The sequence below is a fragment of the Parabacteroides sp. AF27-14 genome (assembly GCF_003635425.1).
GTDB lineage: Bacteria > Bacteroidota > Bacteroidia > Bacteroidales > Tannerellaceae > Parabacteroides > Parabacteroides distasonis.
This window is the reverse complement of the sequence record NZ_QTLZ01000007.1, coordinates 25,713-45,669: the sequence shown is the minus strand read 5'-3', so window position 1 is coordinate 45,669 and position 19,957 is coordinate 25,713. Positions and strand designations below refer to the sequence as shown.

The window sequence follows — 19,957 nt, the reverse complement described above, 5'->3', positions numbered from 1 at the left end:
ATATACGGTGTCGTATATAAGGATATAAAGATATAATTAGTATGAAGGTAGGATTATTTATCCCATGTTACATTAACGCGGTGTATCCCGAAGTGGGTATCGCCTCGTATAAATTGTTGAAGCATGTGGGTGTGGATGTCGATTATCCGATGGACCAGACCTGCTGCGGACAACCCATGGCGAACGCCGGCTTCGAGGATGAGGCGGCTCGCTTGGCCCTCCGGATGGAGGAACAGTTTAAGAACTATGACTACGTGGTAGGCCCCTCGGCCAGTTGCGTAGCCTTCGTAAAAGAGAACCATCCCCATATCTTGGAGAAGCGGGATCACGTTTGTATGAACAGCAAGAAGATTTATGATATCTGCGAGTTCTTGCACGACGTGGTGAGACCGGAATCCCTGCCGGCCGTTTTCCCGCATAAGGTGAGTATCCATAATAGTTGCCACGGGGTGCGTGAGTTGCATCTCTCGTCGCCCAGCGAGCGTAATATCCCGTACTATTCCAAGTTACGTGATCTCCTTTCCTTGGTGAAAGGTATCGAGGTGTTCGAGCCGAAGCGGGTGGACGAATGTTGCGGTTTCGGCGGTATGTTCGCCATCGAGGAGCCCGAGGTCTCTACTTGCATGGGACAAGACAAGGTAAAGGATCATATGAGTACCGGCGCCGAGTATATCACCGGTGCGGATAGCTCTTGCCTGATGCATATGGAAGGGGTTATCAAGCGGGAGAAACTTCCGATCAAGACTATTCACATCGTTCAAATATTAGCGTCCGGATTATGAGTACGAAACATGCTATAGCAGCGGCCCGTTTCCTAGAGAATAAGGAGAATGAGGCTTGGCACGACCATACGCTTTGGATGGTACGTACCAAACGGGATAAGATGAGCCATTCGCTTCCCGAGTGGGAGCGGTTGAGGGAGTTGGCCTCGGAGATCAAGCTTTACTCCAACAGCCATCTGGACACGCTTCTGGAGGAGTTCGAGAAAAACGCGATCGCCAACGGGGCTATCGTGCATTGGGCGAAAGATGCCGAGGAGCATAACGAGATCGTCTTGCGGATCTTGCGCCAGCATGATGCCCGGAACCTGATCAAGAGCAAATCGATGCTGACGGAGGAATGCCATATGAACGAGTTCTTGATGTCGAAAGGAATCGATGTGGTGGAGAGCGATTTGGGTGAGCGTATCTTGCAATTGATGCATTTGGCCCCGAGCCATATCGTGATGCCGGCGATCCATATCAAACGGGAGCAGATCAGCGAGATGATGGAGCGTGAGATGGGAACGGAGAAAGGGAATATCGACCCTACCTACCTGACGCATGCCGCCCGTAAGAATCTGCGTGAGAAATTCCTGCATGCCGACGTGGCGATGACGGGCGCTAACTTCGCCGTCGCCTCTACGGGCGAGATCGTGGTTTGTACCAATGAGGGAAACGCCGATATGGGAACCTCCTTCCCGAAGGTGCATATCGCTACGATGGGGATGGAGAAGATCGTACCGAATCTGGAGGCATTGGGCGTATTCACTCGTTTGCTGGCTCGTTCGGGTACGGGGCAACCCATCACGTCTTATACTTCTCATTACCGCCGTCCGCCCGAGGGACAAGAGTTCCATATCATTATCGTGGATAACGGGCGCAGTGATATCTTGGCGAAACCGGATCATATCCGTACGTTGAATTGCATCCGTTGTGGCGAGTGCATGAATACCTGTCCGGTATATCGCAGGAGTGGTGGCTATTCGTATACGTATTTCATTCCGGGACCGATCGGGATCAACTTGGGTATGCTGAGGAATCCGGAGGAATATTCGGATAACGTATCGGCTTGCTCCTTATGTCTTTCTTGCTCGAACGTTTGTCCGGTAAAGATCGATTTGGGCGAGCAGATTTACCGTTGGCGGCAAGATTTGGATAAGATCGGTAAGGCGAGCAAGGAGAAGAAAGTGATGTCTTTCGGGATGAAGTTCCTGATGGAACGTCCGAGATTGTTCAATACGGCGTTGAAGTTTGCTCCGGTAGTGAATCATTTGCCCCGTTTCATGGTCTACAATGGCTTGAACGCTTGGGGCAAGGGACGTGAGCTTCCGGCTTTTGCCAAGGAGTCGTTTAATGATATGTGGAAGAATAATAAGGTGAGATAATGAGTAGTAAAGATTCTATATTGGCGAGTATCCGTCATCATACGGGTGCACGCCACGAGATGCCTGAGCTTACGTTGGAGGCGATTACCTATGCGGATAAGTTGGCTACGTTCTCGGAAGTGTTAGCCGGGGCGGGTGGCAAGGCCATCGAGTTAAAGCCCGGCGAGGATGTGAATGAGGTGATCCGCCGTGAGTTTCCGGAGGCGAAACGTATCGCCTCGAATTTGAAGGAGATTACTTGCTCTACCTTTAACCCGGATGAGCTGACCGATCCCCGGGAGTTGAACGGGACGGACGTATCTGTGGTGGAGGGTAGTTTCGGCGTGGCGGAGAATGCCGCTGTCTGGTTACCCCGTCAGGTACGTTATAAAGGTCTGTACTTTATCTCGAACGCTTTGGTGATCTTGTTGGACAAGACTCAATTGGTTCATACGATGAATGAGGCTTACCGCCGTACTGCCACTATGGATTATGATTACGGAGTCTTCATGTCCGGTCCCTCAAAGACTGCTGATATTGAACAAGCCTTGGTATTCGGGGCGCATGGCCCGATCCGGGTAGTAGTCCTGTTAAGATAAAATCTATACCCTTTTGAGGGGATGAGACGGGGCACGCCCCGTCTCTACAAGTTGTACGTTATTTACAGCTCTCCAATATTTCCCGTGCCACGCTACCCGTTACATTCTTCGCCTCCCCGAAGGCGGCGTTTCGTTCATTGAAGCGATTCTCGATCTCGGTGATTGTCGTATCGCCGATCTTCTCTTGGCTGAGGCGGGTAGATAAACCGAGGCTTTGGAAAAATTGCTCAGTCTTCTCGATGGCTTGGCTTACCCGTTCTTCTGTCGTTCCACTATTGATACCCCATACCCGTTCGCCGTATTGCAGGATCTTGCCCTCTTTCTGCTTGCGTAGGGTGCGTAAGGTTCCGGGGAGGACGATCGCTAAGGTCGCTCCATGCGTCAATCCGTGAAGGGCGGTTAGCTCGTGTCCGATCATATGGGTAGCCCAGTCCTGCGTTACGCCCATAGCGATAAAGCCGTTCAAGCCCATCGTGGCGGATAGCATGAAATCTGCCATCAGGTCGTAATTCCTCGAATCTTCCTTGATCTTCGGGGCGATCTCAACCAAGGTGCTTAAAATACTTTCCGCCCAATGATCCATCAAGCGGGATTGGTCGGTCGTAGTCATATATTGTTCCATCACGTGGACGAAGGTATCGGCGATACCGCAAGCCACTTGATACGGGGGCAGGCTGAAGGTCGTCTCCGGATCCAAGATCGAGAATACGGGGAAATTGCTGTAGAACGGGAATTTCTCTTGCGTCTCTTTCCGGGAGATCACGGCCCCGCTATTCATCTCGGAACCTGTGGCGGGCAGGGTCAGTACGGTACCCATGGGCACGGTATGATAGTAATACCCTTTCTGTACCAATTCCCAAGGATCACCGTCGTACTGGATGCCGGCGGAGATTAGCTTCGTCCCGTCTATGACGGAGCCACCGCCTACCGCCAATAGGAAATCCACCTGCTTGCCTTTCGCTATCTGGATAGCTTCTCGCAAGGTCTCGATGGTGGGATTAGGCTCGATGCCCCAGAACTCGATATAGTCACGATCCTTTAGCGCCTTGATCACTTGGTCGTACACACCGTTTTGCTTTACGCTACCTCCTCCAAAAGTGATCATGATGCGATGCACCATCGGGATGGCCGTACTCAGTTTCTCAATCATGCCCTTACCGAATAATAAACGGGTTGGGTTGTGAAAAGTGAAGTTATTCATAGGACTATTTACTGTTTTTATATGTAAACATGAATAGGGTTCCTATTGTTTTAGGGCTTCCAGTAACTTATCGACCGCCTCGGCGGGAGTAGCTTCGCTCTTTAGTAACTGGACGAACTTGCTACCGATGATGGCACCGGAAGAATGGGCTGTCGCCGCCTCGAAAGTGGCTTTATTGCTGATGCCGAAACCTACCAAGCGGGGATTCTGTAGGTTCATGGCGTTGATACGACGGAAATAGGCCTGCTTTTGTTCGTTGAAGTCTTGTTGGGCTCCGGTCGTGGCGGCGCTGGATACCATATAGATAAATCCGCTGGTATGGGCATCGATCTGCCGGATTCGTTCCTCGGAGGTCTCTGGGGTGATCAGCATGATCATTTTTAGGTCATGGCGATCGGCGATTTCCTTGTAATCGGAGATATAATCGGCGTAAGGCAGGTCGGGGATGATCATTCCGTCTACGCCGGCCTCTACGCAACTGGCGCAGAATTTCTCGAAACCGTATTGCATGATGGGGTTCAGGTAGCCCATCAAGATGATCGGGATCTGTACTTCGCTCCGGATCTCTTTCAATTGCTCGAATAGGAGGTGCAGTGACATCCCGTTACGCAACGCTTGCGTGGCGGCCTCTTGGATGACGGGGCCGTCTGCCATCGGGTCGGAGAAAGGGATTCCTACTTCTACCATGTGGATACCTTTAGCCTGTAAGGCTTTTAAGATGCTTGCCGTATCGTTTAAGTTCGGATAACCGGCGGTGAAATAGACGGAGAGTATTCCGTCTTTCTGGGTCTGGAATAAGTTTGTGATGCGATTCATTACTGTTAGATGTAAAATTTGTTGGATGAAATTCTTTAGTTTGTCGATGTCTTTCAATCCCGGCTCAATCTCGAAGCCACTGTTGAGGTCGATACCTGCGAGACGGGGATGCCGGAAGTTCCGGATCGCCTCTGCGTTTTCCGGACGGATGCCTCCGCCGAGCAAGAAGGGAGTCTCTCCTTTATATTCGGTTAGGATGGACCAATCGAAACGTTTGCCTGAGCCTCCATAGCCCTCGCATCTCGTATCGAAAAGGAAATAATCCACCCGGCCCTCATACTCCCTTGTTTTTTCGAAGTCCTCTTTCGTAGCGATGGGGAAAGCCTTGATCAAGGAATAGCCCCTTTTTTGCAAGGTGTGGCAATCTTCCGGCGATTCGTTACCGTGAAGTTGGAGATAGTCTAGCTTGTAGGCGGAGGCTTTCTCCATCATGGACTCGATGGTAGCGTTGACGAAAACGCCCACTTTCTTAGGGGACAATTGTTCACTGTCCGTTACCTGTTGCTCCGTCGGGCATCGCTCGACAAAGCGCTTGGAACGTTCGTAGAAGATAAAGCCGATCCAGTTGATGGCTAGGGCGGCTACTTCCCGGATATTCTGAGGTTCCCGCATTCCGCAAACTTTGATGATCATGCCAGTCCTCCTATAAAATCGGCTAGGGTATCGCCCGGCCTCTCGGTTTTCATGAAGGTCTCTCCGATCAGGAATCCACGGAAACCGGCCTCACGCAATTGGCGTACGGTATCGGTCTCGGAGATTCCGCTCTCGGACACTAAAAGAGGGGAGAAGCCTCGCATCTTATCGACCAACTTGAATGAGTTGTTTACGTCCGTATGGAAGGTGCCGAGATTGCGGTTGTTCACGCCGAGCATATCGATATCCGCGTTCAGGTATTTGAGCTCGTCCTCGCTATGGACTTCCAGCAAGACTTCCAATTGCAGGCTATGGGCGGTCTCGGCGAGTATCCGGCATTCTTCTTCCGTAAGGGCGGCGGCGATCAACAAGACAGCGTCGGCACCCATCACCCGGGCTTGGAAGAGTTGGTAGGTATCGATGATGAAGTCCTTGCGAAGTAACGGGAGATCCACCAGCTTGCGGGCCTTTTGCAAGTCGCCCAAGGAACCTCCGAAGAAATCCCCGTCCGTAAGGATCGAGCAGGCGGAGGCTCCTCCGGCCTCGTAAGCGGGCACCACGTCGGCGATATTCGCACCCGGATGCAGCCAGCCCTTGGAGGGGCTTTTACGCTTGAACTCGGAGATAATACCGGAGGGGGATGATTCCAGCGCCGCACGCATGGAACGTGTGTCACGCTCCATACGGTCGCTACCTAGAGCCAATAAGGTCTGTAAGCTTACGGCCTGTTTTTGCCGGGCTACCTCGATGCGCTTATTGGCGATAATATCTTGTAAGATGTCCTTTTTCATAGGATATGTTTCTTTATCTTTGGTTCAAAGATATAAATTTACGGAATGTGGCCAATGCTTTTCCGCTTTCCAATGATTCACGTGCCTCGGCGATACATGTCTCGATCTTCTTCTCTGGACAGATCACTTGGATGGCGAAAGCGGAGTTGGCGATCACGCAGCTCTTTTGGGCCTCGGTAGCCCTGTTCCCTAATACGGCGTCGAAGATACGGGCCGCTTCCTCCGGGGTCTCTCCGCCATCGAGGTCCGCTTCCGTGCAACGTTTGAATCCGAGCATCTCCGGGGTATAAAGCTTCTCTTTCTCCGGCATGGCTACCTTGAAATCGGCCGTGAGGGAGATCTCGTCGTAACCGTCCAAGCTATGTACCACGGCGAAACGGGTACCACTCTCTTGATACGTATAATTATATAGGCGGAGTAGCGGGAGGTTATATACGCCTAACAATTGGTAAGTAGGCATGACCGGGTTGACCAGCGGGCCGAGCATATTGAAGAAGCTGCGCACGCCGAGGCTCTTCCGTACCGGAGCTACCGCTTTCAGCGCCGGGTTGAACAAGGGGGCGTGGAGGTAGGCGATATGGCAGGTATCCATGGAGGTACGTAGCTTATCGATATCGTTCGTGAATTTTACGCCGTGTTGCTCCATCACGTTGCTGGCGCCGCTCACCGAGGTAGCCCCGTAGTTACCGTGCTTTACGACATTGTAACCGGCACCGGCCACTACGAAACAGGAACAGGTACTGATGTTGAACGTGTTTTTCCCGTCGCCTCCGGTACCTACGATATCGATCGGCTTGTATTCGCTTAAATCTACCGGTACACGCATCTCCAGCAAAGCTTCCCGGAATCCGGTCAATTCCTCTACGGAGATACTGCGCATCAGGAATACGGTGATCAGACTGGCGATCTGGGAATCGTTGTAGCGTCCCTCCGCTATATTCTGGAGGATATTCCGGGCTTCTTCCCGACCTAGATATTGGTGCTCGAATAATCTGTATAATATTTGCTTCATGTCTGTAATGTGTTGAATGATAAAATATTGCAGTTTTGCGATATTTCTTTATCGAAAAACTTTTGTTTCTCTAGGGGAAAACTCTTGTTTCTTGCTTGAGAAACATTAGTTTCACCATAGAGAAACTGATGTTTCGTTAGGAAGAAACTATAAGTGCCTTAGGAGGTAATTAGCGTTTCAGCCAGTTCTCTATAATTGTCTTCCCTTTGGGTGTCAACACGGATTCCGGATGGAATTGGATACCTCGTACATCGTACTCACGATGGCGCAAGCCCATGATCTGTCCTTCTTCCGTATCGACCGCCGTGATTTCCAGACAATCCGGGAAGTTTTCCTTGGAGACCGCCCAAGAATGATAACGCCCAACACGTATACCCGGTTCCAGTCCCTCGAAGATAGGATCTTTAGCGACAATCCGTATATCGGAGCAAACGCCGTGATGCACGTCGGTAAGGTTTATCAATGTGGCGCCGAATGCCTCGCCGATGGCCTGCTCGCCTAGGCAGACACCTAGGATGCTCTTTGTCGGGGCGTACCGGCGAATCAAGGGGAGGAGGATGCCGGCTTCCTCGGGGATGCCCGGTCCCGGGGATAGTAAGATCTTATCGAAACGCTCTATCTCTTCCAAGGAGATCTTGTCGTTGCGGTGTACCTCTACATCCGCACCCAGTTCCTTCAATATATGTAGCAAATTGTAGGTGAAGGAATCGTAATTATCAAATAATAATATCTTCATTTTATATATATTGTTGTTGTTGTAGAGACGGGGCGTGCCCCGTCTCATCCTTTCAAAATGGTAACTTAAAATACTATCAGACTGTGGGAGACGGGGCACGCCCCGTCTCTACAACCGGATAATCAATTGATTAATTTCTCCGCTAGATCTATCGCCTTCTTCAAGGCTCCCAGCTTATTGTTTACCTCTTGTAATTCACGCTCATCGTTGCTCTTAGCCACGATCCCGGCTCCCGCCTGATAGTAAAGTACGTTGCCACGGCTGACGAAGGTACGGATCGTGATCGCTTGGTTCAAATCACCGTCCAGACCGATAAAGCCGATACAGCCGCCGTAAGCGCCCCGGTTATGATGCTCGATGTCGGTGATCAATTGCATGGCCCGTACTTTGGGGGCTCCGCTCAACGTGCCGGCGGGGAAGGTATCGACGTAGGTCTTTACCGGGTCGCTATCGGTGTTGATCTCGCCGTTCACACGGGATACGAGGTGGATGACGTGGCTGTAGTATTGTACCTCCTTATAGAAATCCACTTGCACGTCGTGGGCGTTCCGGCTGAGGTCGTTGCGGGCGAGGTCTACCAGCATCACGTGCTCGGCGTTCTCCTTGGGATCGGCAAGCAGGGCCTCGGTACGCTGCTTGTCTACCTCGATATTACCGGTACGGAAAGCGGTCCCGGCGATCGGGTCGATGCTGGCGTGTCTGCCCGTTACCTTGCAATGCGTCTCGGGGGAAGAGCCGAAGATACGGAAACCTCCGAAATCGAAATAGAACAAATAAGGAGAGGGGTTGATGCTGCGAAGAGCCCGGTACACCTTGAAGTCGTCTCCCTTGAACGGTTGCTCGAAGCGACGGCTCAATACGATCTGGAAGACATCCCCCCTGAGGCAGTGCTTGATGCCTTGGCGGACCATCGCCTTGTATTCCTCGCCGGTGATCGGGGAGGTCTCGGGACCCGCTGTCTGGAAGTTATAGGAGGCGAAGTTACGGTTCTCGATCAATGTCTCGATTTCTTCCAGCCGGCTAGCCTCGTCCTCTTGGAGCATCTCCACTAGGGTCAACTCGTTCTTGAAATGATTGAAGACAAGGATATACTTATATAATATGTATAGCATATCGGGGGCGTCGTTCTCCTCGTGATGAACTTCCATGACCGGGATGTTCTCGAAATAACGGACGGCATCGAAAGCCGTGTAGCCGAATAATCCGCAGACCTTCTTGTCCGCTCCCTCCACCTTGAAGCGGCCGAGGAAAGCGTTCATCGCCTCGGGTACGTTATAGTCTTCGGTGAGCGGGGTAACCTCACGGGTCTCGTCCGGGAAGGTAGCCGTGCATTCTCCGTTGTTGATACCGATGCTCGCCAAGGGGCGGAGCGCTATAAAGGAAAGGCTATTCTCGTTTCCGTGGAAGTCCGAGCTTTCCAACAGGGCCGATTCCGGGTAGATATCCCGCACCTTCAGATAGATGCTTACGGGCGTATGAAGGTCGCCCATCACCTTCTTGCTTATTGTCCTAAAGGTATAATCCATCATATAATTTTCAATTTTCAATTCTCAATTTATAATTAATGTAAGTGTCCATATCTTTATCGCCACGGCCCGAGACAGTCAGTACCACCACGTCTTCCGGCTTGAAGTTTACCTTGGCCAAGGCTCCCAAGGCATGGGCGCTTTCCAAGGCCGGGATGATTCCTTCCAAACGGGTCAACTCGAAAGCGGCCTCCAACGCCTCGTCATCATCGACCGCTAGGATTTGCGCACGGTGCTCTACGGAGAGGTTCGCGTGGATCGGGCCGATGCCCGGGTAATCCAAGCCGGCGGAAACAGAATAAGGTTCCTCGATCTGTCCGTCCTCGTTCTGCATGACCAAGGTACGTGCCCCGTGGATGATGCCCTCTTTACCCAATTGGATCGTGGCGGCGCTCATGCCGGAGTGGATGCCCTTGCCGCCGGCCTCGGCCAAGACGATCTTCACCCGCTCGTCGTCCACGAAATGATAGATCGTACCGGCGGCGTTACTTCCCCCGCCTACGCAGGCGATCAGGTAATCCGGGTGATCCCTTCCTTCCTTCTCCAGCAGTTGCTTCTTGATCTCCTCGCTGATAACGGATTGCAGCCGGGCTACCATATCCGGATAAGGATGGGGTCCTACCGTAGAACCGATAATATAATACGTATCCGAAGGATGACAGCACCAGTCACGAATCGCCTCGTTTGTGGCGTCTTTCAAGGTCATGTTTCCCGAGGTCACGGGCACGACGGTAGCTCCCAGCATCTCCATCTTCTGTACGTTGGCATGTTGGCGTTCCACGTCTGTCTTCCCCATATAAACGATACATTCCATATTCATCAAGGCACATACCGTAGCCGTAGCCACTCCATGCTGTCCGGCACCCGTCTCGGCGATGATACGGGTCTTCCCCATGCGGCGAGCTAGGAGGATCTGTCCGATCGTATTGTTGATCTTATGTGCTCCGGTATGGTTCAAGTCTTCCCGTTTCAAATAGATCTTGCATCCGTACTTCTCGCTCAACCGTTTGGCCAAGTAAAGAGGGGAGGGGCGGCCTACATAATCACGCAATAACTGATCGAACTCTTCCTTGAAGCTATCGCTCTCCAACACTTGCAGATAGGTATTCTGTAAATTTTCCACGCATTGATGAAGGATCTCGGGAACATAAGCCCCGCCGAACTCACCATAGTAACCATTCTTGTCAACTTGATACGTTTTCATCTTTTATCTATTTTAGTTATTTTCCTTTTGAATTTGCCATAAAAAGAAAAGAGGCCTGCCGCAAGTGCGACAGACCTCTTTATATCTTTATGTAGTGTTTATATATACATACGAGTCTTCGTTCCTTACGACCTTTTGAGTTGTACGGAGCGCCACCACCAATATGTATTTACTACGAATGTTCTCATGACTCTGTTTTGTTATTACGGCAGCAAATATATGGAATCTTTGACAAACAGCAAATAAAATCGTGCTTTTTTTATGAATGAGATAAAAAAGATCAGAAGGTCTATTAAAACTGCTCTATTGACAAATTGTAATTCATTGAGCCTTGTGTAGACGTGTATTGACGTTTTTGGTATTTGTTTTTATTATTTCGAAGAATAATTTGCTTTCAAAATAATAGTTTCTACCTTTGCGGAAACAATAAAAAACGATTAATATTTCTAATATGGATACTAAATTAACTGGAAAAACTCGCATAGAGAGCGATTTGATCGGCGCTCGTGAAATCCCCGCCGAAGCATTATACGGAGTTCAAACCTTGAGAGGAATCGAGAATTTCTCAATCAGTAAATTCCGTTTGAGTGAATATCCTTTATTCATTAAAGGATTAGCTATAACAAAAATGGCGGCTGCCATGGCTAACTTTGAACTAGGCTTGCTTACCGTAGAGCAAAAGGACGCTATCATCGCCGCTTGCGGGGAGATTCTCGATGGCAAGCATCACGACCAGTTCCCGGTGGATATGATCCAAGGCGGAGCGGGTACGACTACAAATATGAACGCGAATGAGGTGATCGCCAACCGTGCCTTGGAATTGATGGGGCATGAGAGAGGTGAATACCAATACTGCTCACCGAACGACCATGTGAACTGCTCGCAATCCACGAACGACGCATATCCGACCGCTATCCATATCGGTATGTATTTTAAGCATCTTCAATTGCTTCCCCATTTGGAGGAATTGATCGCCTCTTTCCGTAAGAAAGGGGAGGAGTTCTCGCAAATTATCAAGATGGGACGTACGCAGTTGGAGGATGCCGTACCTATGACGTTGGGGCAGACCTTTAATGGCTTCGCCAGCATCTTGCAGGATGAGATCGCTCACTTGAATGAGGCCGCCGCCGATTTCTTGGTGGTTAATATGGGAGCTACCGCTATCGGTACGGGTATTTGTGCCGAGCCGGGATACGCGGAGAAATGTATCGCGGCTTTACGTGAGATAACCGGATGGGATATCCGTCTCTCCTCCGATTTGGTAGGAGCTACCTCGGATACTTCTTGCTTGGTAGGCTATGCTTCCGCCATGAAGCGGGTTTGCGTGAAGATGAATAAGATATGTAATGACCTTCGCTTGTTGGCAAGCGGCCCTCGTTGCGGTTTGGGTGAGTTTAACTTGCCTGCTATGCAGCCGGGTTCTTCTATCATGCCGGGTAAGGTGAATCCTGTGATCCCGGAGGTGATGAACCAGATCGCTTATAAGGTAATGGGTAATGAATTATGTGTGACCATGGCCGGGGAAGCCGCCCAGATGGAGCTGAACGCCATGGAGCCGGTGATGGCACAATGCTGCTTCGAGTCCGTGGATTTGCTGATCAATGGTTTCGATACCTTGCGTACCCGTTGCGTGGACGGTATTGTCGCTAACGAGGATCGTTGCCGTGAGGAGGTACATCATAGCATCGGCGTGGTGACGGCCTTGAATCCGGTAATCGGCTATAAGAACTCGACCAAGATCGCGAAGGAGGCGTTGGAGACCGGTGTTAGCGTTTATCAATTGGTACTGGATCATGGTATCTTGACCAAGGAGGAATTGGATACGATCTTAAGCCCGGAGAATATGATCAAGCCGGTGAAGTTGGATATCAAGCCTCGCCGTTAATCGATTCCTATTATATAATGTATACCATTTGTGGACCGTATAGGTGGATTTTTCCATCCTATGCGGTCTTTTTTTAGATTATAATCTCTATCTTTGGACTGACTTAATTCTAATAATCATGATAAATAGACGAGATTTTTTAAAGAACGCGTCCCTTTTCACCTTGGGTGGCCTGATGGCCGGAAAGGTCGGGAGCGCAGATGCGGCTAAACCTGTCACTACTGAGACGATGGCCGCTAAGACAGTTGGTTTACAAATCTATTCTTTAGGCAAGGAACTTTATGCGGATGTACCCGGTGGATTGAAAAAGATCAAGCAAATGGGGTACACGAATCTGGAATTGGCCGGTTACAAGGAAGGCAAGATCGGCGGTGTAGACATGATGGAATTCAAGAAGATGGTGGATGATGCCGGATTGAAGATCACCAGTTCCCACGTGAATCCTCCGGTACGTGAGTACACGAAGGCCAATCGCTCCCAGATCTCCGAGTATTGGAAGAAGACGGCTGATGACCATGCCAAACTAGGCGTGAAGTACTTGATCCAGCCCGGGCAACCGAGTACCCGTAGCACCGAGGAAACCGCTTTCGTCTGCGAGATTTTTAACGAGGCGGGTAAGATCGTGAAAGCGGCCGGTATTCCTTTCGGCTATCACAACCATGAGATGGAGTTCGCCAAGGTAAATCCGGGTAGTACGGAGGCCAAGCTGGGAAGGCGTGTGAAAGGAGATTGCATCTATGAGTTGTTCTTGAAGAATACTGATCCTTCGCTTGTGTTTTTCGAGATGGATGTTTATTGGGCCGTGATGGGACAACAAGATCCGATAGAGTGGTTGAAGAAATATCCGAACCGTATCAAGGTATTGCATATCAAGGACCGTGCTATTCTAGGCGAGTCCGGGATGATGAATTTCGAGAATATATTCCGGCAAGCTTACGCGAATGGAATCAAGGATTATTTCGTGGAGTTGGAGGGTATGCCTGACGGACGTTCCCAGTTTGAGGGCGTGAAAGGCTGCGTGGATTATTTATTGAAAGCACCGTTCGTGAAATAAGTCTTTTGACTCATTAAAAAAACGCTCATGGCGGTAGGATGCTTCCTCCGTTATGAGCGTGTTTGTTCGTAAAGCAGCCATACCAATAAAGGGATATAGTCCTTTAATTTCGTCCGTAATATCTTGAGCGCTTGAGAGATGCGGTATGCGATTGTTTTGGGGGATACGCCTGTCCGCTCGGCGATCTCGTTGTAGGTCATTTCCTCGAAACGGTTCATCTCGAATGCCTTACGGTATTCATCCGGGAGCTCCCGGATGGCCTTGGAGGCCAAGGCCATCAGTTCTCCTATATAAAAATCAGGATTCTCGAATTGCTCTTGGAACTTGGCGTACAATCTCTCGTGCACTTGTTGCTTAACCTGTATGTGGCTGATCGTATTGAGGCATTTATTGCGGACAATGGTGAAGAGGAGTGATTTCAGGGACATGTCCGCTACTAGGGATTTTCGGTTTTCCCACAGCCACATCATCACGTCTTGTACGATCTCCTCCGATTCTGGTACTGTTACATATTGGGAGGCGAAGGCGCACAATCCCCGGTAATATTGTTTGTACACGGTGTCGAACGCTTGTTCGTCTCCTGCGATAAGTTCTAGTGAAATTCGTTCTGCGTTCTCGTCCACAATAGTGTTTAAGTTTGTTTGGTTGCAAACTTAATGAATAATTCCGGATAAGAGGCATGAATCCCGCTACTTTTTCTTTCCTTGGTTGGCTACGGCTTCCATGAGTTTCTTGATTTCCTCCGGGTCGCCAAGGAAATAATCATTCACGAGTTTCAAGTCATCATCGAACTCGAACACGTATGGAACGGCTGTCGGGAGATTCAGATGAACGATCTCTTCATCGGAGATGTTTTTTAAATATTTGATGATTCCCCGCAAGCTGTTTCCGTGAGCGGCGACAAGGATCTGGTCGGCGGTCCGGAGCGTCGGGAAGATAACCTCTTTCCAATAAGGGAGAATCCGCTCAACCGTATCTTTCAAGGATTCCGTACGGGGCAACTCTTTATCCGGCACGTCTTTGTAGCGGATATCGAAGCGAGGGTTACGAGGGTCGCCTTCCGATAGGGGAAGCGGGGCTATATCGTAACTGCGACGCCAGATCAAGACCTGCTCGTCTCCATACTTTTGGGCGGTCTCGCTCTTGTTCAACCCTTGTAGCGATCCGTAATGTTTCTCGTTCAGCCTCCAGCTCTTCTCCACCGGGATCCAGTCTTGGTCCATGCGATCCAATACACAATTCAAGGTTTTGACAGCCCGTTTTAAATAAGAGGTATAGGCTTTATTGAACACATATCCTTTTTCTTTCAATAAGTTGCCGGCCCTATAAGCTTCGGCCACGCCTTTTTCTGTCAAATCCACATCGGTCCAACCGGTGAACCGGTTCTCTTTATTCCATACACTTTCGCCGTGGCGAAGCAATACGATACTTTTCATAGGTCTTTTTATTTTTATGATTTGTTTTTCTCGAAATCCTCGATGACTTCTTTTAATATAGGTAGATGACTATGTTGTACATCCTTCGCTGCCGTGAGGAAAGTGACAACCGGATGCTTCTCGATCTCTCGTAAGAAAGGAATGAAATCCGGGTTCTGCTTGATTTCCATCCCGTAGCGACCTTGGAATACTTCCCAATGCCTGTCTTTATCCTCGTGGAACCATTGGCGTAACTCCTTAGATGGAGTGATGTCTTTTCTCCATTCGTCAAACTTCGCATCCTCTTTCTTCAGTCCTCTGGGCCATAGCCTGTCGAGAAGAATGCGATAACCATCCGCCTCACTTGGCTCCTCATAAATCCGTTTTAAAAGAATCTTTACCATAAGAAGTCTCATTTTGTGGTAAAACAGTAGAAAGAGGGATATTGTTGAGCCTTTCTTTAGGAACGGTATTTTTGCCATTATTCAATTTTCTTGAAAAAAATCGTTTTTTTGTTTAGTACATCTTTTGTCTCAACTGTATTAATTATAGAAACAAGAAAAAATGGAAATAAACGAAGACATATTGATCCGATACATCGATGGGATGTTGACCGAGGAGGAAGCTGCGGAGGTGAAAAACTGGCGGGCCGCCTCTCTAGAAAACGAGAAACTGTTGGAGCAGGTCTATTTTACGACTCAAGTGGCAAGTCGCCTAAAAGTCATGCGGACCGTGAACCCGGACGAGGCGTTGTCTCGTTTTAAATCAAGAATCCATAAGAAAGAGAAAAGATTAGCTTTAAGACAAGTGTTAGGTGTTATTCAACGGGCTGCGGCCGTGTTATTCATTCCAGTCTTTCTTTTATCCGCTTATTTGTTCATACAGCAGGGTCAAGGGAACGTGCGTACGCTAGCCGTACGCACGAATCCTGGGGTGGTTTCGGCGTTCGATTTACCTGACGGTTCTAAGGTTTGGCTGAATGCCAATAGCGAATTGAGATATCCTTCGGACTTCAATGCGGATACCCGTACGGTGGAATTAACCGGACAAGGATATTTCGAGGTGACGAAGAATGCCCATAAGCCTTTTATTGTGAAAGCGGATAAAGATTACTCGGTAGAGGTGTTGGGAACTTCTTTCAATGTATCCGCTTACAAAGACGAGAGTATGATAGAGACCACCTTGGTAGAGGGATCGGTAAAGCTGAACGTCGTGTCCGGAGGAAAGCGAATGACACAGATGTTGAAGCCAAACGAGAAAGCCGAGTATCAAAAGGGCGCTGGCAAGATCAAGGTGTTCGGCGTGAATACCGAATATGACACGGCTTGGAAGAACGGGGAGATTATCTTCAGGAACCATCCGATGGATAAAGTATTGAAAACGCTGGAACGTCATTATCATGTAGTATTCGAGGTAAAAGATAACGAGATACTCAAGTCCATAATAACAGCCCGTTTCAAGGACGAGCAATTGCCTCAAGTATTGGAATACCTGAAATTGGCGTCGGGAATCCAGTATGCGATACATAAACCTACCGTTAAGGACAGTGGATCGGGAACCTCAGTCGTGGAAATATCAAAATGAGAAATAATGTGTAACCTTCTAAAATACGTCTGCCCATGAAGAAAGAATAAACAAGGATTAAAAACATACGGAAGAATATTGGCGTATTCTCCCGTACGAAAAGTCAAGAAGAGCTGTTGGCGCAGCTACAAATAACTTTATTATAAATAGTAACACTACAAAAATATGAATAAAATTGTAACCTTAAATGCTTTAAGGGGGAATAGTTATTCTCTTTTTCGAAAAATTCCGTTAATGATTAACATGGGGGTATGCGCATTCTGTTTGGTACCGGCCATGGTTTTCGCAGAGAACACGCATGAAGTCACAGTCTTAAACGCTCAACAACAGACACGAAAAGCAGTCGGTGTCGTTACGGACAAAACGGGCGAGGCTATTATCGGTGCTAACGTAATTGTCAAAGGAACTACCAACGGTACCATCACGGATATGGATGGCCGTTTCGAGTTGGATGTTCCTAACAATGCGACTTTACAAGTTTCCTATATCGGTTTTAATACGCAAGAGATCGTCTTTACCGGACAACCTTCTATCGAGGTTCAATTGGTCGATGATACGCAAGCCTTGGATGAAGTCGTGGTAACCGCTTTGGGTATCAAGCGAGAGAAAAAGGCTTTGGGATATTCTATGTCTGAATTGAAAGGTGAGTCCCTGACGCAAACCCGTGATGCTAACGTGGCCAACGCTTTGGCTGGTAAGGTAGCAGGTTTGCAGATCAAGCAAAATGGTACCGGTGTCGGTGGTTCCTCTCGTATCGTGATTCGTGGTAATAACTCTATTACTGGTAATAACCAGCCGTTGATCGTTGTGGACGGTGTACCTATCGATAACTTTAGCGGTGGTACGGATGACTATTGGGGTAACGGTAACGTGGATAAAGGTTCCGGTATCTCTGATATCTCCCCGGATGATATCGAGAGTATGTCCGTATTGAAAGGCCCGGCAGCCGCGGCGTTGTATGGTAGCCGTGCAGGTAACGGTGTCGTGATGATCACGACTAAGAAAGGTAGCCAGAATAAAGGTTGGGGCGTAAGTATCAACTCGAATTTCACGGCTGAGAACCCGATGCAAACCCCGAAGTTCCAAGATGTATACGGACAAGGTATCGACGGCGCTTTCGATAATAATAAAGCGACGAGCTGGGGTGCCGTTATGGATGGTTCTCCTAAGGATATGGCGATGGGATCTCATCGCTATGCGGCTAGAGATAATAATCTGTACAAGGACTTTTTGCGCACTGGTACCACTTGGACGAATAGCGTGGATTTGAGTAAGAGCTCCGAGGATATCACTTTCCGTGCCGGTGTGACACGCTTGGATAATAAGGGGGTTGTCCCGAATAGCGGAATGGATCGTACGTCTATTAATTTGCGTTCTACGGCTAAGCTGTCTAAATGGTTATCGGCTGACGTGAAGGTCAATTATGTAAGCCAGCATACGAACAACCGTGTGAAATTAGCGGGCGACCCGGATAATATCTTCCTTAACTATTTAAGTATGCCTCGAAGTGTGGGCTTCTCTGACTATGACGCCTATAAAGATAATGATTGGAAACGTGCGGACGGAAAGCCCGCTGGTTATCTGATCGACACGGGAGCCAACGCCAATAACCCGTATTGGTCCGCTTACCGCAATACGAACAAGGATAAGAAAGACCGCTTTATCGGATTCGCGGCCTTGGATTTCACGTTTACGGATTGGTTGAGCTTGAAGCTTCGCTCTGGTATGGATAATTACACCATCCAGTATGAGACAATCCGTGCGACAGGTAACCCGTATTGGGAGAACAACGGTAGCATGACTGCCAATATGGAGAAATTCACCGAGATCAACTCTGATTTCTTATTGACTGCTAAAGGCAACTGGGATCGATTTGGTATCGTAGGTACGGTAGGTGGTAATATGATGTACCGTAATTCTACATGGTACAAGGAATCATCCGGTGAGTTTGTGATTCCCGATTTCCATGCGATCGCCAACGGTAAGACACATGGTGGTGAGTATACTCGCAACCGTAAACAAATCAACTCGCTATATGCTACGGCATCTTTGTCTTGGGACGACTATTTGTATTTGGACTTAACCGCTCGTAACGACTGGTCTTCAACACTTCCGAAAGACAATGACTCTTATTTCTACCCGTCGGTAGGTGTTAGCTGGATTTTCACCCAAATGTTGAATAAGATGGGGCATAACACGGGTATTCTTTCTTTCGGTAAGATCCGTGCGTCTTGGGCTCAGGTAGGTAATGATACGGACGCTTATATGTTGCGTGACTATTATAATATCAGTTATGATATTAAAGGGGGTATTTTTAATGCCAGCAACGAGGATTGGATGGCAAATCCAAATTTAAAGAATGAGACGATCAACTCTTGGGAGTTAGGCCTTGAGTTGAAGGCGTTTGAGAATAGGGTTGGTGTCGACGTAGCGTATTATAAGAAGAACGCCAAAGACCAGATCTTAAAGATCGATGTTCCTTCCGCTACAGGGTTTAAGAAAAAGATGATCAACGCCGGTAATATTGAGAATAAAGGTGTAGAGGTTGCGTTTAACGCTACTCCTTATATCTCCGAGAGTGGTTTCCAATGGGATACTCAGTTGAACTGGTCAAAGAATATCAACAAGGTAATTTCATTGACAGATGATACGAAAGAGCAGATCCTTAGTGACGCATCAGTAAGTTTCTTGAAGATCGTCGCTCACGAGGGTGGAGCCTATGGAGATATTTACGGTTACGCTTATCAACGGGATGATAACGGCAACATTATTATCGGTGCTGATGGTGTTCCTTTGAGAACGGACGATATGGTATTGTTGGGTAACAACCAGCCGAAATGGATGATGGGTTGGAGCAATACCTTGTCATATAAGAATTTCGTGTTGAACTTCATGTTCGATATGCGTTATGGCGGTGATGTGTATATGGGATCTATCCGTGCGGGTGCTTCATCCGGTAATTTAGAGATGACGTTGGATGGTCGTGATGGTATGGTTGTTCCGGGGGTATTGGCCGATGGTACTCCCAATACGAAAAGCATTACGGCTCAAGCTTATTGGAATGGTCTTTCTAGCAATAACGTGACAGAGGCTTATATGTACGATGCGACAAACATCCGTTTACGTGAGTTGAGTTTGGGTTATAATTTCCCGAGAACGATGTTGGCGAAGACTCCATTTACTTCCGCTCGCTTGAGTTTCGTGGCTCGTAACTTGTTCATGATTTATAGTAAGACAAAGGGATTCGACCCGGAGGCTGCTTATACATCTGGTAACGCTCAAGGTATCGAGTACGGTTCTATGCCTACTATGAGAAGCTTAGGTTTCAATATTAATCTGGCATTTTAATGAAACATAAATCTAAAAATGGAATTAT

General features: G+C 48.6%; 17 protein-coding genes and 1 pseudogene. 7 read left to right on the top strand and 11 right to left on the bottom strand.

Annotation, left to right across the window (positions count from 1 at the left end):
- The first annotated feature begins 41 nt into the window (after nucleotides 1-41).
- The 3 genes from DWY79_RS09290 to DWY79_RS09280 are packed head-to-tail and all read left to right on the top strand — an operon-like array spanning nucleotide 42 to nucleotide 2,724.
- Nucleotides 42-782, top strand: a complete 741-nt coding sequence (locus tag DWY79_RS09290; RefSeq protein ID WP_121772456.1) for a (Fe-S)-binding protein — start codon at nucleotides 42-44, stop codon at nucleotides 780-782.
- Nucleotides 779-2,146: a lactate utilization protein B gene (locus DWY79_RS09285; protein ID WP_122369240.1), complete on the top strand. Its 1,368-nt coding sequence runs from the start codon at nucleotides 779-781 to the stop codon at nucleotides 2,144-2,146. The genes DWY79_RS09290 and DWY79_RS09285 overlap by 4 nt, the downstream gene beginning before the upstream one ends.
- A complete protein-coding gene (locus DWY79_RS09280) occupies nucleotides 2,146-2,724 on the top strand; it encodes an LUD domain-containing protein (RefSeq protein WP_122369239.1) in 579 nt (192 codons plus the stop codon). The genes DWY79_RS09285 and DWY79_RS09280 overlap by 1 nt, the downstream gene beginning before the upstream one ends.
- Nucleotides 2,725-2,782: 58 nt before the next feature.
- On the opposite strand, the gene DWY79_RS09275 is transcribed toward DWY79_RS09280, so the two are convergent.
- The 8 genes and pseudogenes from DWY79_RS09275 to trpB form a co-directional block, all read right to left on the bottom strand.
- A complete protein-coding gene (locus DWY79_RS09275) occupies nucleotides 2,783-3,925 on the bottom strand; it encodes an iron-containing alcohol dehydrogenase (protein WP_122369238.1) in 1,143 nt (380 codons plus the stop codon).
- Nucleotides 3,926-3,967: 42 nt separating this feature from the next.
- Nucleotides 3,968-4,741: a tryptophan synthase subunit alpha gene (gene trpA, locus DWY79_RS09270; protein WP_008779670.1), complete on the bottom strand. Its 774-nt coding sequence runs from the start codon at nucleotides 4,739-4,741 to the stop codon at nucleotides 3,968-3,970.
- Nucleotides 4,742-4,771: 30 nt separating this feature from the next.
- Nucleotides 4,772-5,353: pseudogene (locus DWY79_RS09265) on the bottom strand (phosphoribosylanthranilate isomerase); the annotation flags it as partial.
- A 17-nt stretch (nucleotides 5,354-5,370) separates the two neighbouring features.
- The gene (trpC, locus tag DWY79_RS09260) at nucleotides 5,371-6,165 is read right to left on the bottom strand and encodes an indole-3-glycerol phosphate synthase TrpC (RefSeq protein ID WP_008779672.1); all 795 of its coding nucleotides are present in this window, start codon (nucleotides 6,163-6,165) and stop codon (nucleotides 5,371-5,373) included.
- A gap of 13 nt (nucleotides 6,166-6,178) precedes the next feature.
- A complete protein-coding gene (gene trpD, locus DWY79_RS09255) occupies nucleotides 6,179-7,177 on the bottom strand; it encodes an anthranilate phosphoribosyltransferase (protein ID WP_005857841.1) in 999 nt (332 codons plus the stop codon).
- Between the two features lie 169 nt (nucleotides 7,178-7,346).
- The gene (locus tag DWY79_RS09250; RefSeq protein WP_008772464.1) at nucleotides 7,347-7,913 is read right to left on the bottom strand and encodes an aminodeoxychorismate/anthranilate synthase component II; all 567 of its coding nucleotides are present in this window, start codon (nucleotides 7,911-7,913) and stop codon (nucleotides 7,347-7,349) included.
- A gap of 122 nt (nucleotides 7,914-8,035) precedes the next feature.
- Entirely contained in the window at nucleotides 8,036-9,439 is a 1,404-nt protein-coding gene (locus DWY79_RS09245) for an anthranilate synthase component I family protein (protein WP_122369295.1), read from the bottom strand.
- A gap of 10 nt (nucleotides 9,440-9,449) precedes the next feature.
- Entirely contained in the window at nucleotides 9,450-10,643 is a 1,194-nt protein-coding gene (gene trpB, locus DWY79_RS09240; protein ID WP_122369237.1) for a tryptophan synthase subunit beta, read from the bottom strand.
- 451 nt (nucleotides 10,644-11,094) lie between these two features.
- On the opposite strand from trpB, the gene DWY79_RS09230 reads away from it, so the two are divergent.
- Complete coding sequence (locus tag DWY79_RS09230) at nucleotides 11,095-12,528, top strand: aspartate ammonia-lyase (RefSeq protein WP_057318876.1); 1,434 nt, start codon at nucleotides 11,095-11,097, stop codon at nucleotides 12,526-12,528.
- Nucleotides 12,529-12,646: 118 nt separating this feature from the next.
- A complete protein-coding gene (locus DWY79_RS09225; RefSeq protein WP_121772452.1) occupies nucleotides 12,647-13,582 on the top strand; it encodes a sugar phosphate isomerase/epimerase in 936 nt (311 codons plus the stop codon).
- 50 nt (nucleotides 13,583-13,632) lie between these two features.
- Here the strand turns inward: DWY79_RS09225 and DWY79_RS09220 are convergent, their stop codons facing one another.
- The 3 genes from DWY79_RS09220 to DWY79_RS09210 form a co-directional block, all read right to left on the bottom strand.
- The gene (locus DWY79_RS09220) at nucleotides 13,633-14,205 is read right to left on the bottom strand and encodes an RNA polymerase sigma-70 factor (RefSeq protein ID WP_005857830.1); all 573 of its coding nucleotides are present in this window, start codon (nucleotides 14,203-14,205) and stop codon (nucleotides 13,633-13,635) included.
- Between the two features lie 66 nt (nucleotides 14,206-14,271).
- On the bottom strand, nucleotides 14,272-15,018 hold the full coding sequence (gpmA, locus tag DWY79_RS09215) for a 2,3-diphosphoglycerate-dependent phosphoglycerate mutase (protein WP_048928687.1): 747 nt from the start codon (nucleotides 15,016-15,018) through the stop codon (nucleotides 14,272-14,274).
- A gap of 14 nt (nucleotides 15,019-15,032) precedes the next feature.
- Nucleotides 15,033-15,401 carry a DUF488 domain-containing protein gene (locus DWY79_RS09210; protein WP_005857809.1) on the bottom strand — a complete coding sequence of 123 codons (369 nt, stop codon included), beginning with the start codon at nucleotides 15,399-15,401 and terminating at the stop codon, nucleotides 15,033-15,035.
- A gap of 160 nt (nucleotides 15,402-15,561) precedes the next feature.
- Between DWY79_RS09210 and DWY79_RS09205 the strand changes: the two genes are divergently transcribed.
- Together DWY79_RS09205 and DWY79_RS09200 are read left to right on the top strand one after the other, a co-directional pair.
- Nucleotides 15,562-16,581 carry a FecR family protein gene (locus DWY79_RS09205; protein ID WP_005863089.1) on the top strand — a complete coding sequence of 340 codons (1,020 nt, stop codon included), beginning with the start codon at nucleotides 15,562-15,564 and terminating at the stop codon, nucleotides 16,579-16,581.
- A 234-nt stretch (nucleotides 16,582-16,815) separates the two neighbouring features.
- Nucleotides 16,816-19,929 (top strand): TonB-dependent receptor, encoded by a 3,114-nt coding sequence (locus tag DWY79_RS09200; RefSeq protein ID WP_199705208.1) that lies wholly within the window; start codon nucleotides 16,816-16,818, stop codon nucleotides 19,927-19,929.
- Nucleotides 19,930-19,957: the final 28 nt, after the last annotated feature.